The organism is Roseibium algicola (genome assembly GCF_001999245.1).
GTDB classification, from domain to species: domain Bacteria; phylum Pseudomonadota; class Alphaproteobacteria; order Rhizobiales; family Stappiaceae; genus Roseibium; species Roseibium algicola.
Map to the genome: position 1 here is coordinate 2,269,642 of NZ_CP019630.1, position 13,149 is coordinate 2,282,790.

Annotated in this window: 13 protein-coding genes; 3 read left to right on the forward strand and 10 right to left on the reverse strand. The window is 59.5% G+C overall.

The window, feature by feature from the left end:
* Positions 1–8 precede the first annotated feature (8 nt).
* Positions 9–434 (reverse strand): ATP-binding protein, encoded by a 426-nt coding sequence (locus tag B0E33_RS10605; protein WP_077291203.1) that lies wholly within the window; start codon positions 432–434, stop codon positions 9–11.
* A 52-nt stretch (positions 435–486) separates the two neighbouring features.
* The gene (locus B0E33_RS10610; RefSeq protein ID WP_167579522.1) at positions 487–843 is read right to left on the reverse strand and encodes an STAS domain-containing protein; all 357 of its coding nucleotides are present in this window, start codon (positions 841–843) and stop codon (positions 487–489) included.
* 159 nt (positions 844–1,002) lie between these two features.
* Between B0E33_RS10610 and B0E33_RS30880 the strand changes: the two genes are divergently transcribed.
* Positions 1,003–1,149 (forward strand): hypothetical protein, encoded by a 147-nt coding sequence (locus B0E33_RS30880; RefSeq protein ID WP_156912383.1) that lies wholly within the window; start codon positions 1,003–1,005, stop codon positions 1,147–1,149.
* Between the two features lie 53 nt (positions 1,150–1,202).
* Positions 1,203–1,928, forward strand: a complete 726-nt coding sequence (locus B0E33_RS10615; protein ID WP_077291205.1) for a PP2C family protein-serine/threonine phosphatase — start codon at positions 1,203–1,205, stop codon at positions 1,926–1,928.
* Here B0E33_RS10615 and B0E33_RS10620 read toward each other — a convergent pair.
* A complete protein-coding gene (locus tag B0E33_RS10620) occupies positions 1,904–3,667 on the reverse strand; it encodes a hypothetical protein (protein ID WP_156912384.1) in 1,764 nt (587 codons plus the stop codon). The genes B0E33_RS10615 and B0E33_RS10620 overlap by 25 nt on opposite strands.
* A 482-nt stretch (positions 3,668–4,149) precedes the next feature.
* Between B0E33_RS10620 and B0E33_RS10625 the strand changes: the two genes are divergently transcribed.
* The gene (locus tag B0E33_RS10625) at positions 4,150–5,604 is read left to right on the forward strand and encodes a serine/threonine-protein kinase (protein ID WP_077291207.1); all 1,455 of its coding nucleotides are present in this window, start codon (positions 4,150–4,152) and stop codon (positions 5,602–5,604) included.
* A gap of 36 nt (positions 5,605–5,640) precedes the next feature.
* Here the strand turns inward: B0E33_RS10625 and B0E33_RS10630 are convergent, their stop codons facing one another.
* The 7 genes from B0E33_RS10630 to B0E33_RS10660 form a co-directional block, all read right to left on the reverse strand.
* Positions 5,641–6,414: a MinD/ParA family ATP-binding protein gene (locus tag B0E33_RS10630; protein WP_055657002.1), complete on the reverse strand. Its 774-nt coding sequence runs from the start codon at positions 6,412–6,414 to the stop codon at positions 5,641–5,643.
* 29 nt (positions 6,415–6,443) lie between these two features.
* The gene (locus B0E33_RS10635; RefSeq protein WP_077291208.1) at positions 6,444–6,863 is read right to left on the reverse strand and encodes a hypothetical protein; all 420 of its coding nucleotides are present in this window, start codon (positions 6,861–6,863) and stop codon (positions 6,444–6,446) included.
* A 198-nt stretch (positions 6,864–7,061) separates the two neighbouring features.
* Positions 7,062–8,291: a M24 family metallopeptidase gene (locus B0E33_RS10640; RefSeq protein ID WP_077291209.1), complete on the reverse strand. Its 1,230-nt coding sequence runs from the start codon at positions 8,289–8,291 to the stop codon at positions 7,062–7,064.
* Positions 8,292–8,492: 201 nt separating this feature from the next.
* Entirely contained in the window at positions 8,493–9,347 is an 855-nt protein-coding gene (locus B0E33_RS10645) for an ABC transporter permease (RefSeq protein ID WP_031268731.1), read from the reverse strand.
* 8 nt (positions 9,348–9,355) lie between these two features.
* The gene (locus B0E33_RS10650) at positions 9,356–10,621 is read right to left on the reverse strand and encodes an ABC transporter permease (RefSeq protein ID WP_022999201.1); all 1,266 of its coding nucleotides are present in this window, start codon (positions 10,619–10,621) and stop codon (positions 9,356–9,358) included.
* 76 nt (positions 10,622–10,697) lie between these two features.
* Complete coding sequence (locus B0E33_RS10655) at positions 10,698–11,798, reverse strand: extracellular solute-binding protein (protein WP_022999202.1); 1,101 nt, start codon at positions 11,796–11,798, stop codon at positions 10,698–10,700.
* 81 nt (positions 11,799–11,879) lie between these two features.
* Positions 11,880–12,974, reverse strand: coding sequence for an ABC transporter ATP-binding protein (locus tag B0E33_RS10660; RefSeq protein ID WP_022999203.1), 1,095 nt, complete (start codon positions 12,972–12,974; stop codon positions 11,880–11,882).
* Between the last annotated feature and the right edge of the window lie 175 nt (positions 12,975–13,149).

Sequence of the window (13,149 nt, forward strand, 5' to 3'; positions counted from 1 at the left end):
GGTGTCCATCAGTCCTTGGCGCGAGGCACCAGAACCGTGGTGTGGTTGACGTTTCCGATCCGTTGGGTCGCAACGTCATCTGCCAGCTGGTGCACCAGATAAAGGCCCAGACCGCCAATGCCCATGTCCTCGACTGTGTCCGCTTCCGGTGGACCGGACGGAATGCCGCTGTTGTCGAATGGTCTCGCCCTGTCGGACAGGACGAGCTTGACGTGTGTCGGCCCAAGCGCCGCCGTGACCGCGATCTGGTCCTTGCCGCCATCCGGATAGCCGTAGGCAACGGTATTGGCGAACAGCTCTTCAACGACGAGGCACAGGGTACGGCGGACCGCGTCGGACAGGCCCGCTCCTGTGCAGAACCGGTCCAGCACGGTATAGACCGCCGGCAGGTCCTCCAGGTCGTTTCGAACTGTCACCGTCTCGAGATCCACCATCCCGTTCCCTGCCGGACGTTGTTCAATTCTAGCTGCTGGGTGTGAGCTTCGTTCAACCCGCCAGCGCCTTTGCGTCTTCCCGGCTTTCCGCCACCTGCATGATCTTCAGAAAGCCGGAGATCTTGAGGACGTCGACCACGGACTGGTTCACCTGGAACAGCACCAGCTTGTCTCCGGACGGAGCCAGAAGCTTGGCAACGATCAACAGTGATCTCAGCCCGAAACTGGTGACGTAGTCCACTTGCCCCATGTCGATCAGCAAGGTTGCCGGCTTTTCCGCGACCAGGTCCTTCAGGTAGGTTTCGAAGGTTTTTGCGCTGAGCGTGTCCAGCTTGCCGACAGGACGAACAACGATCAGGTCGCCGTCCGTCTCGTGGCCGATGGTGATTTCTGCGACGTCTGCGGTCATTGCCATTTCCCAAATCTGCATCGGTGCCCGGACTGCAAAAAGCCGACAGCCTCCGGTTTCAACCGATGAAAGCATCTGCCACGCAATTTCAGCGTGAAACTTGTACATTTTATAAAGGCGCACCACGCGAAAGGCTACGAGACCAGGGATAAGCAAATTTTGCATACTTCCCAGCCGGTCTCGATCCGGCTCGCGTTCGGTCTGCTTGCCGGGGACAGCTATCCAGGCCCTGCGACGGGTGACCTCATCCAGACGAACATGACCGGCGCCTGGCTGGAAACCGGAGACTTCTTTTCCGGAGAATGACTGCGCGTTAAGATCGAACCCGGACTGGTCCTGCGGCCCTTACTCGGGAGAACGTGCGTTTGAATACGGTCGACACTTCTGCCGCTGTTGCGTTGCTGCGATCCGAAGCAGCGACCCGGCGCGGACGCCGACACAAGGTCAATCAGGACAGCCACTTTGCGGCCCCGTCGCATGGGCTCTTCACGATTGCCGATGGCATGGGCGGTCACAGAGAGGGTGACGTCGCCAGCCGTGCGACGGTTCACGCCATCTCGCAACTGACCAACATGCCGCCGAGTAGCCACGAAGCCCGGCAGATTGCCCTGGAAGCCAAGCTCAACCACGTCAATCACGGTCTTTACGCCGGTTTTCTCGCCGTCCCCGAACAAGACATTTCAGGCACGACAAGTCTCAGCCTGATCATCAGCGGGACACAAGCCAGCTGCATCTGGGCCGGAGATTCGCGTCTCTACGTTTTGCGCCAGCAGCAACTGTTCCTCATCTCGGAGGACCATGCCGACAAAGCCGGACGGCTGACTGCCGCTGTCGGCATCCACAACACGCTTCAGCTTGACCGCCGAACGCTGGAGATGATGCCCGACGATGTTTTCGTACTTTGCACCGACGGGCTGTTGAAAGGCATGGACGAAACCACGCTGGCCAGGATGGCCACCGAGGGAACCTCCGGTCTTGCTGACCGGCTTGTTTCGCGCGCTGTGGCAGGCGGATCCTCGGACGACATCACGGTGATAACCGTTTGGACGGAAACAGATGCTCAGCCGCCGGAAGCCGGCAGATAGAAGGAATGCTGCTGGCCCGAGGCCCAACCATCCTGCACGAATGCCGTTACGCCGATCAGATCCTGATCTTCCACCGCCATTCGATCCACTTCGAAAGTGACCTTGTCTGAGAGGGATCTGCTCAGGACTTCCAGGCTCGTTGCGACCGCAGCCTCGCGCTCGTCAGCATCCTGCCCTGTAACCACGGCCTCGCCGAGAGCTTCCTGGAACAGGGAAAACAGGCGGGACACCAGAAGGGCCTGATCCAGCGCGCCCCGACCGTCCTCGCCAGGCTGGACCGTCACGGCCCGACGGAATACGAGGCTGGTTCTGTTGGCGACGCCCTCCAGCACGTTGATGCCGGCAAGTGCGAGCGACGGTGCCGTGTCCGAACCGACGGCAAACCGTGTTGCCATGGCAACTTCACCGCCCATCGACCGGCTTTCGACAAGCTCCAGCGCATCGTAATCCTTCGGCATGCCGACTGGGAGCCGCGGAAACACTTCAGTTTCAAGCTGGACCAGTATTTCGGAAAGGGCGACAAAAGCACCCGACACAAACAGCGCCGGCGCACCGTCCTCTTCGGCGGTCAACCGGGCATCGTTCCAGAACAGTGCCAGGTGAGAGGCGGCATCGCTGGCCCTCAGGCCTGCAAAACCTTCGAAGCCCCGCTTGTCGAGCAACTGATGTGGCGTTTCGATCTCGGCAACTTCCTCACCCGGAACTCCGGCAAAATGCCCGGCAAGCGCGGCAAGCCCGACCGTGTCACTTTCGGCGCATTCCCGCGCAAGCACCTTCAGCCGTTCCGTGTCGCGTGGGCCCAGGCCGATTTCGTTCGCAAACAGGGCAATATCGTAGAGTTCTGCCTGCAGGGCCTCGCCGGTTTCGCCCAGAACCTCCTGCAGATCGACGGCATCAAGATCGTGATCGAGCTGAAGGAGATGAAGTTCCAGCGGCAGGTCGAACGGAACTTCACTCAGGAGCAGGTTCAATCCATGCCAGTTCAGCAGCACCGTGCTCAGTTTCGGGCTGTCGAAGAAGAGACGCGCCTGTGCCTGCTGCAGCGTATCGGCTGGCGCTTCCTTCTTTTTCCCCTCGACGGGAGCACTTGAAACCTGGCCTGTTTCCTGGAGCGTCTTTTGAATGAAGGCGTCCACGGCGGTTTTCGCGGCACTGCCGCTTTCGCCACGAGCAGCCTTTTCCTCCGGAGTGCGGATCATCGACAGGAGGGCGTCGAGCCCCTCGGTTCCCTTGCTGCTGCTCGAGACATCGTTTTCCTTACGCTTGCCTTGCGCTGAAGCCGGCAATTCGTCGTCTTTCAGCAGTCTTTCCAGCAATGACTTCTGCTCGTCCAGTGCCGACTTGCCGATCTTGTCGTAACGCTGGTCATGAACGGCAAGCTGATCCTGGTCACCGGAAGCCGCCGCGAGATCCCGCACGAAGCGAAATTCGCGCAGCAGTTTTGTCGGATGCAGATCTTTCAGGCGCGCGAAGGAAACCTGTTCTTCCAGCTCGGGTGGATGCGAACCGAGCACATTGACCGCCGAGACGGAAAAGGATGGTGTTTTCTGTTCCAGGATTTCCTCGGCGTCCTGACCGGTGACGTTGAAAGCCACGCCGGTTGCCGCAAGGCCGAAGTCTCCTGCGATCAGCACCCTGAAAGGCGGTGCCGGTTTGATCGGGACTGCACTGTGCCCCTTGTTTCCGAGGCCAATCGAGAAGCTGGCGATCCCGCCTTTGATGTCGTCTTCCCCGGTCATTTCGATCAACCCCTATTGATGATTGTAAGTTTCACTCAAATTGACATGAAGGTGAATGTGACTTGCGCGATCAAGATATTGCCGTCGGTCTCATACCCTTGGTGCCAACACACCGTTGCAGCGGGTCAGGGTGTAGCAGAGCCGGTTTCAAGGTTGCGCGCAGTCAATTCCTCTTTCATCCCTCGCCAATAAATCACCTGCCGCTCGGGTAATCTATCAGGGGTGGATGGGCGTTTCAAAAATTGCCCCCGGATCGTTCGACGATCCGATCGACACCCAGGTCATCCAAGCAAAAATGCGCGAAGCCAGCTGGAACAAAACGACTGCAGCGCGCATACTGAGCGTCGGCTGGCGAACCATACCCCACGCGTTTACCCAGCTCTACCTTTGTCGCCCCAACGGCTTGCGCTGCTCCTGTTCCGGGGCCAAGAGAAGCTTCGGGCCGAATTGTCGCCAGGGATCCTGCAGATTTGACGTCAGACATGACCTCCGCCACGCACACGCTGATAACCGCCTTCGTGTCCGGCAAGCTGTCTTATGACGCCTTGTCGAAGCAGCTGCGGACCGGTGCACAGCAATCAGCGAACGCCCTTGATGAAACGCGGCAGGCGATCCGGGATTTTGTCGAAGCGGGCCACCTTCCGAACGAGCTCGGCCAGAGGCTTCTGAATCAGTTGCCGGCGGGCGATGCCAAACCTTCCGGTTACGACGTGAAAGACAATCCGCCACGTCCACATGCTGTTCACGGCACACAGCAGGAACCGGTATCGGCTCCCGCACCTGAGCAGGCAGCAATGCCCCCTGCAAACCTGCCACCATTGCCATTGCTGAACGAGCCAGCCGGGGCAACGGGTGGCGAGACAGCAAGTGACGAAACACGGGGCAAGATGGACGAGGCCATTTTGACCTCACTCGTTTCGGGCTACGCCGGCTTTCGCAGTCGACGCGCGAATGCCGCCGAAGAACCACCACCTCCAGCCGACAGCGGCAAACTGGACAAATATCTGACCGAATTCAAAAGTGCCCGGTTTCGTTCCGACGCGCGCCGCGTTTCCGGCGGCGGACAAAGAGACAGTCTCGACGTCAACAAGTTGGCGACACCCCAGGTGAAACGCGCCGGTGTCGGCTCCATTTTGCGTGACCGGTTCATCCTGGACACCGAGATCGGGAGCGGCGGAATGGGGCACGTTTATTCAGCCGTTGATCGCCGGCGCCTGGAGGCAGCTCACGACCAGCCTTATGTCGCCATCAAGCTTCTGAACGAGAACTATCGCAACGACACCGAAGCCGTGCGGCTTCTGGAGGCCGAGGCGCGCAAGTCTCAGGCACTCGCACATCCGAATATCACCACCGTGTACGACTTCGATCGCGACAAGGCCGATGTGTTTATCGTCATGGAGCAGCTAAACGGCGTGGGACTGGACCGCCGGATCGGGCGGGCCCTTGGCAAACCTCTACCTCTGGGCGAATGCGCCCGGGTCCTGCGCGGCACCTGTGCAGGTCTGTCCCATGCGCACAGCCGGGGTGTCGTTCATTCGGATCTGAAGCCCGGCAACATCTTTCTGCTGACGGACGGCACGATCAAGCTCCTTGATTTCGGCTTGGCGGCAGCGGAAACCGCCAGTGCGGACCATCCGATCCGGGATAGCCTGACCTCGGCCTACGCAAGCCCCGAGCAATTCCGGCGCGCGGACCGTGATCCCCGAGACGATGTCTTTGCGCTTGGCTGCATCGCGTACCAGATCCTGACCGGCGGCCATCCGTTCCAGTTCCGACCGATAGACGAGGTCGCGCGGGAAGGTCTCGTGCCGGCGCCTGTCGAGGGGCTCTCCCCGCAAGCCTGGAACACCTTGCGCCAGGCGCTCGAGTTCGACCGCAACAAACGCCTTGGAGACGTCGACAGTTTCCTGAAGGGCCTGTTTGAAATGCAGGACTGAGCCGAGACCACCCGGCAACCTGGCCTGCAAATGTAATCACTCGATGGAATCGACGATCGTCTCGATTGCCCGCGTGAATCCGTGGTCCGGCTGCTGGGTGCTGATCAGGCCTGTGCTGCCGATCTGGATGAGATCCGTCGACAACGGCAGGACAGCTGCCACCGGCGTGCGGTAGTTGGAAAAGATGCGCTGTGCCAACTCGTTGAAATCGAAGGTTTCCAGAGCCTTGTTGACCACCAGAAACAGCTGCGGCACCTCAAGCTTGCGCGCCAGTTCCAATGTGACTGCGGTGCCCTGATAGTCCTGGATGTCAGGACGAAGGATCAAAAGCAGCGCGTCGGAGATAGCGATGGAAAGCAGTGTTTCCTCGTTGACGCCCGGGTGGGTATCGATCAGCAGATAATCGAGTTCCAGGCCGCGGCAGAGGTCGACAAAACCCCGGTTCAGATCCTCGACATCATATTTTTCCTTCAGGATCCGTGCGATCTCACCGGTCTTGATCGATGAAGGCACCAGAAAGACCTTGCCACCGTCCGGCACCGTTGGGTTGCCGTCGCCATCGACCACGTTTTCCGTGACATCGACCGCCGTATCAGTCACCGAACAATGCCCCCACAGGTAGTTGTTCAGAGTGTTGTTGACCGTGTTGAGATCAACCTTGAAGAGGGTGTGGATGCCTGGGGACTGGATATCCGTATCGACAATGCCGACCCTGTGACCACGCAGGGCAAGCACCGCGGCCAGGTTGGCCGTGACGTTGGATTTGCCCGTGCCGCCGCGATAGGAATGAGTGGAAATGATTTTGGTCACGGATCAATCTCGAAGGATGTTTTGAAAGTTCAGGACTTGTACCGGGATCGAAGATCCTTGGCGCGGGACTGCAGGGAGCGGAAATAGTCGGAATCGCTCACCTGTTCGATTTCAGCCTGCGCCTGTTCCTTGTCGTAGGTGACTTCGAACTTGTCCAGCCGGGTTTTCAGCTCGGCATTTTCCTTGCGCAGCTTCGCTTCGGCCGCTTCCAGCTGGCGCTTGGTTTCCGTCAGTTCCGCAATGAGCTGGCTGGAATGGAATTCGCGTGCCTCTACCTGCACGACCATGCCTGAAAAGGTTTCCGCCAAAGCGCGGATATCGTGTTCGACACCCTCGTCCGTGATCACCTGATAAAGCTCCTCGACCTCGTCGAAGCGCCCGTTGGCGATCGCTTCGCAGGTCCGGGCCAGACTGGCCAGAGCAGGTTTCATGGTGTCGGATGAGGTCATTCAGCCCTCCGCAGGCGCTCGAAGATAGCCCGGTTAAATCACGCCTTGCCGGGTAACCCAAGATGTTTGTTGAAGGGGCCTGCGATCGCTCCGGAGCATTTGCTGCATTGCGACGGGTTCCTTTCGAGACCGTCACTGGCGGCAAGATGCCCGCACCTTGCCGCCAGTGTTCTTCCCAACACCAGAAAGTTTGCCGCCTTATCGTTTCGGCAGGATGTTGTGCTCCGGTCCAAACGGGAAACCGGTAATGTTCTCAGCCCCGGTTTCCGAAACGATCAGGATGTCGTGTTCCCGGTAACCGCCTGCTCCGGCTTCGCCTTCAGGGATCATGATCATCGGCTCCATCGAGACGACCATGCCCGGTTGAAGCACCGTGTCGACATCCTCACGCAACTCCACTGAGGCTTCACGGCCGTAGTAGTGGCTGAGCACACCGAAGGAATGGCCGTAGCCGAAGCTGCGGTACTTCAGGAGATCGTGGCTACGGTAGATGTCATTCAGCTCGCTTGCGATATCGCTGCAGCGGGCACCCGGCTTGATCAGCTTCAGTCCCTCGCGGTGGACATGGCAGTTGATCTCCCAAAGCCGCAGGTGCTCGTCGGAGGCATATTCGCAGAACAGGGTCCGCTCCAGCGCCGTGTAATAGCCGAAGATCATCGGAAAACAGTTGAGGCTGAGGATATCGCCGGCTTCCACCTTTTTGTTGGTGACCGGGTTGTGCGCTCCGTCGGTGTTGATGCCGGACTGAAACCAGGTCCAGGTGTCCATCAGCTCGACGAACGGGAAGGACTTCGCGATTTCCCGGATCATGGCATTGGTTGAGGCCATGGCGACTTCGTGTTCCGGAACGCCGGCCTGAACCGCCTCCACCAGAGCCGCGCCGCCAACGTCGCAGATGCGCGTGCCTTCGCGGATCAGCACGTGCTCCTCGGCGCTCTTGATCGTGCGCTGCGCCATTGCGTCGGCGGCAATGTCGACCAGCTCGACGCCCGGAAGCGCGGCTTCCAGAAGCTTCAGCATGTCGAGGGAGACGTGGTCGAACTCGATGCCGATGCGCTTGACCCCAGGATTGGGCATCCCAAGCAGCGACTGGATGGCGTGGAAGTAATTGTCCCGGCGCCAGTCGGTGTAGATCACGGTGTCGCCGTGGGTCCTGCGCCAGGGCTGACCACCGTCAATACCAGCCGCAATCGTGGTTGCCTTGTCCTGTGTGACCAGAAAGCCGTATTTGCGGCCGAAGTAACAATAGAGGAAGCCGGAGTAGTAGCAGATGTTGTGATAGGAGGTGAACAGGGCGGCATCGATCTGCCGGTCCGCCATCAGCTTGCGGAGTTTTGCCTGGCGGCTGTCCATTTCGGCAGCCGAGAAGGGCGAAAACGCCTTCTCGCCATTGTTCATTTCATAAATGCGGATCATGTCGTTGCTCATTGAAGGCTCCTTCCGTTCGTTCGAGCTTCGGTTTCCGGGGGCCTGAAACGCAAAACGGGCCGGCTTCCGCGAAGAAGCCGGCCCGCCAGGCCCAAATTCAAAATGTCTTGCTACCGGGAGACCCTGTCTCCACCCGGTGACTGGCGTTCCGCCACCGGCTCACCCTGAAAGCAGCGGGGCGCTCCTCGCGCCCGCCCGGGATCAGCCCGGGGACAGACCTCTCAGGCGTTCGGACCTGCGGCGCAGCAGCTCCAGTACGGTCAACAGGCAGATGGAAATGGCCACCATCAGGGATGCCACCGCCAGAATGGTCGGCGAGATCTGTTCTCGAAGGCCGGTGAACATCTGCCAGGGCAATGTCTTCTGCCCGGCGGATCCCAGGAACAGCACCACCACCACTTCATCGAAGGAGGTGATGAAGGCAAACAGCGCTCCGGAGACGACACCTGGAATGATCAGGGGCATCTGCACCTTGAAGAAGGTGGTGACCGGGTTGGCGCCCAGGCTGGCCGACGCCCGCACGAGACTGCGGTCGAAACCGACCAGTGTCGCCGTCACCGTGATGATGACAAAGGGCGTTCCAAGCGCGGCATGGGCCAGAACAACCCCCCAATAGGTGCCCTGCAGGCCGATGCGCGAATAGAAGAAGTACATGCCTGCCGCCGAGATGATCAGCGGCACGATCATCGGCGAAATCAGCACTGCCATGATCGCGGACTTGTAGGGCACATGGGACTGGGACAGGCCGATGGCCGCCAGGGTGCCGAAGCCCGTCGCCAAGATGGTGGCGACAGGTGCGATCAGCACCGAGTTGGTCAGCGCCTGCTGCCAGTCCGGATTGGTGAAGAAGTCCTGGTAGTGCTTGAAGGAATAGCCTGCCGGGTCGAGAGCCAGCATCGCCTTGGTGAAGGTGAAGAAGTTCTCCGCGTTGAAGCTGAGCGGCAGGATTACCAGGATCGGGAAGATCAGGAAGAAGAAGATCAGCCCGCAGATCACCCGGAACGTATAGTACCAGGTCCGCTGGAGAGGAGACGCGTAGGGAGGAAGTGCACTCATGCCGCCACCTATCCGAGTTTCACGTTATCGATGCCGACGATCTTGTCGTAGACAACAAAGAGCACCAGAACCGCGACGAGCAACAACGTGCCGAGCGCTGCGCCCAGACCCCAGTTGAGCGACGACGAGATGTGGTAGGCAATCCGGTTGGAAATGAAGATGCCCGACGTTCCGCCCACCAGTTCCGGTGTGATGTAGTAACCGATCGACAGAATGAAGACGAGCACGGCACCCGCGCCGATGCCCGGCACGGTCTGCGGGAAATACACCCGCCAGAACGCGGTCCAGTCGTTGGCGCCAAGGCTCTTGGCCGCGCGCACATAGGACGGCGAAATGGTTTTCATGACCGAATACAGCGGCAGGATCATGAACGGCAGCAGGATATGCGTCATGGCGATGATGGTGCCGGTCTGGTTGTTGATCATCACCAGGCGTCCGGCGTCGCTGATGATGCCTGTCCAGACAAGGAAGTCGTTGATCACCCCCTGTTGCTGCAACAGCACCTTCCAGGCCGACGTCCGCACCAGAAGCGATGTCCAGAACGGCAGAAGCACAAGGATCATCAGCAGGTTGGAGGAGCGCAGCGGCAAGGCCGACAAGAGGAACGCGATCGGATAGCCAAGAAGCAGGCACGACACGGTGATCGCGATGGACAGGAACAGGGTGCGGCCGAACAGGAACATGTAGATCCGTTCGTCTTCCGGCTTCAGTTCGATCCCGTTCGCGGTCTGCTGCGCGTCGAAGGCATTCAGGAAATAGCCGGCCGTATAGCGCGGCGAGAACCGTTTGAGGACCTGCCAGGTCTCGACATTGCCCCAGTCCTTGTCCAGGTCAATGAACTGTTCCTTGTAGGGACCGGCTTCGTCCATGCGCTTGACGCCGCGCCCTGTCTTGCGGAACAGGCTGGAAACGCCGGTTTCCTCGTAGTTGAGGCGTGAGCCGAGGCGGGTATGGGTCTTTTCTTCGACGGCGACGACCAGGTCGTCGTAAAGCGCCGCGAAGACAACCTCATCGGGCACGTTGCCGGAGGTTGGATCCCACTCCTGAAGAGCGATGACGGTCTTGGGAAGCGTGTCTTCCACGATCCCGTTTTCGACCGAGCGGAACAGCATGTCCACGATCGGGGCAACGAAGGTGAGCAGGACAAAAATCAGCAGGGGCGCAATCAGCGCCAGGGCGCGCAGCTTCTCGCGGCGCAGCGCCTTGGCAAGGGCCGCCTTCAGCGGCTTGCCGTCTTGCGTCGTCAGAACCTCGCCCGCGTGGGTATCGCTCATGAAACAGTCTTCCGCAAATCCGTTGGAAGATCCGGGTGAGGCATCGCCTCACCCGGACCGGTTTCTCATCTGTTGATTACTGGGCCAGCCACGCCTGGAACTTGGCGTCGATGTCGTCCCGGTAATCCGCCCACCACTCGTAGTTATAGAGGAAGGTGTTCTTGGCGTTGTTCGGGTCGGTCGGCATGTGCGGAGCCATTTCGATGCCGAGGTCGGCGTGCTTGCCAACCAGCGGTGCCGAGGACTTGCGAGCCGGGCCGTAGGAGATGTACTTCGCCTGATCCGCCAGACGCTGGGTGTCGGTGGCGTATTTGACGAAGTCCTTCACCATGGCGAGGCGGTCTTCCGGCAGACCGGCCGGGATGATCCAGCCGTCAAGGTCGAACACCTGAGCGTCCCACAGCATCTTGACCGGCTGCTTCTGCTCTTCGATCAGGGAGAACAGACGGCCGTTGTAGGTGGAGCCGATCACGACTTCCTTGTCGGCCAGAAGCTGCGGGGTTTCCGCACCAGCAGACCACCACACGACGTTGTCCTTGATGGTGTCGAGCTTCTTGAATGCCTGCTCCTGGCCTTCTTCGGTCTCAAGAACGTTGTAGACTTCTTCCTTCGGCACGCCGTCGCACAGAAGAGCCCATTCCATGTTGTTGATCGGGCGCTTTTCCAGCGAGCGCTTGCCCGGGAATGTTTCCAGATCGAACACGTCACAGATGTCGTCCGGCTCCTTGCCGTTCCATTCCGCAATGTCGGAACGATAGCCGAAGGTGGTGGAGTAGACGATCTGCGGAATGAAGCACTCGGAGACCAGCAGGTCGCCGAAGTCTTCAGAAGCCTTGGTACCGTCCGGTGCATCGGCAAGGTCGGTATCCGGATCGATTTCCAGTGCCAGGCCTTCGTCGCACAGACGGATCGCGTCGGAAGCAACCACGTCGACCAGATCCCACGTGATGTTGCCGGCTTCGTTCATGGCGCGCAGCTTGGCGACAGCCTCGTTCGAAGACTCGTCCCAGATCACGTTGATGTCGGAGTTTTCCGCGACATACGGATCGGCGTAGGCGTTTTTCTGGGAGGCCTGATAGGCGCCGCCCCAGGAAACGATGGTCATGTCCTTCGCCATGGCCGCGCTGCCGGCAAATGCCAGAGCGGTGCCTGCGAGAATTACAGTTTTGAGCTTCATGTGAGTTAGCTCCCTCTTTTAGGATTTAACGGATTTTTCCGTTGTGGTCGCTGGCGGCCGGTTGCCGGCCGCCGGGCGATTTCAGACAACCGCATCGAGCGCTTTACAGTCGTTCAGCGCCCAGCCGACGCGGACTGTCTCGCCGACGGCGAGTTTGCGCTTTTCTCCGCGGTTGCGAACCTTGACGATGAACTCGTCGTTGCCGCCCACGTTCATGCGAACGCGGATATGGTCACCGAGGTAGATGAGTTCCTCGATCCGGCCGTTGACCAGATTGTCCATCGTGTCGTGGGTGTCGAACTCCACCCGTTCCGGCCGCAGGGACAGGGTCGTCCTGTCGCCGACGGCGGACACGTTGACCTTGTCAGCCTTAAGCTTAGTGCCGTCATCGAGTTCAACAAGGCACTCAGAGCCGTTGATCTCGACGACCTTGCCATTCAACTTGTTGTTTTCACCGATGAACTGGGCGACGAAGGAATTCTTCGGATCTTCATAGAGATCGTCCGGCGTCGACAATTGCTGGATGACACCATCGTTGAACACAGCCACGCGGTCCGACATGGTCAGCGCTTCAGTCTGGTCGTGGGTCACGTAGACGACGGTGACACCAAGGTTCTCGTGAATGTGCTTGATCTCGTACTGCATCTGCTCGCGCAGCTGCTTGTCGAGCGCACCGAGCGGCTCGTCCATCAGCACCAGCTCCGGATCGAACACCAGGGCACGGGCCACTGCGACGCGTTGCTGCTGACCACCGGAGAGCTGTGCCGGACGGCGGTTGCCGAACGAACCGAGCTCGACCATCTCGAGAGCCCGCTTGACCTTTTCCTGCTGGTCAGCCTTGCCGACACCGCGCACCTGAAGCGGAAAGGCGAGGTTCTCGGCCACCGTCATGTGCGGAAACAGGGCGTAGTTCTGGAACACCATGCCGATGCCGCGCTTGTGCGGGGGCACGTTGTTGATCGGACGGTCGTTCAGGTAGATTTCGCCATGCGTTGCCGGTTCGAAACCGGCCAGCATCATCAGGCAGGTGGTTTTGCCGGAACCGGACGGGCCGAGCATTGTCAGGAATTCGCCCGGCGGAATATCGAGATTGAGGTTCTTTACGACCAGGGTTTCCCCGTCATAGCTCTTTTGAACGCTGTCATACTTAACAGCAGCGCCCCGTGTGTTCGCCATTGTGTCCCCAAGTCAGCTTCTATCATTATTATTAGACGCACGACCAATAACCTCCAGGTAACCTCTGTTCCTGAAGAGCTATCGATGTGTGCGAACGCGCATAGAAAAACAAAATTACTGCCTTTTGGAAAGGGGTTATGAAAAAAATTTGGATATTTTTTAGTCAGGCGCCGAC

Bases quoted from the DNA above. Each gene is read 5' to 3' on its own strand.
- B0E33_RS10635 (WP_077291208.1), bottom strand. From the start codon at position 6,863: ATGACCTCATCCGACACCATGAAACCTGCTCTGGCCAGTCTGGCCCGG.
- B0E33_RS10645 (WP_031268731.1), bottom strand. From the start codon at position 9,347: ATGAGTGCACTTCCTCCCTACGCGTCTCCTCTCCAGCGGACCTGGTAC.
- B0E33_RS10625 (WP_077291207.1), top strand. From the start codon at position 4,150: ATGACCTCCGCCACGCACACGCTGATAACCGCCTTCGTGTCCGGCAAG.
- B0E33_RS10660 (WP_022999203.1), bottom strand. From the start codon at position 12,974: ATGGCGAACACACGGGGCGCTGCTGTTAAGTATGACAGCGTTCAAAAG.
- B0E33_RS10640 (WP_077291209.1), bottom strand. From the start codon at position 8,291: ATGAGCAACGACATGATCCGCATTTATGAAATGAACAATGGCGAGAAG.
- B0E33_RS10620 (WP_156912384.1), bottom strand. From the start codon at position 3,667: ATGACCGGGGAAGACGACATCAAAGGCGGGATCGCCAGCTTCTCGATT.
- B0E33_RS10655 (WP_022999202.1), bottom strand. From the start codon at position 11,798: ATGAAGCTCAAAACTGTAATTCTCGCAGGCACCGCTCTGGCATTTGCC.
- B0E33_RS10610 (WP_167579522.1), bottom strand. From the start codon at position 843: ATGACCGCAGACGTCGCAGAAATCACCATCGGCCACGAGACGGACGGC.
- B0E33_RS10650 (WP_022999201.1), bottom strand. From the start codon at position 10,621: ATGAGCGATACCCACGCGGGCGAGGTTCTGACGACGCAAGACGGCAAG.
- B0E33_RS10605 (WP_077291203.1), bottom strand. From the start codon at position 434: ATGGTGGATCTCGAGACGGTGACAGTTCGAAACGACCTGGAGGACCTG.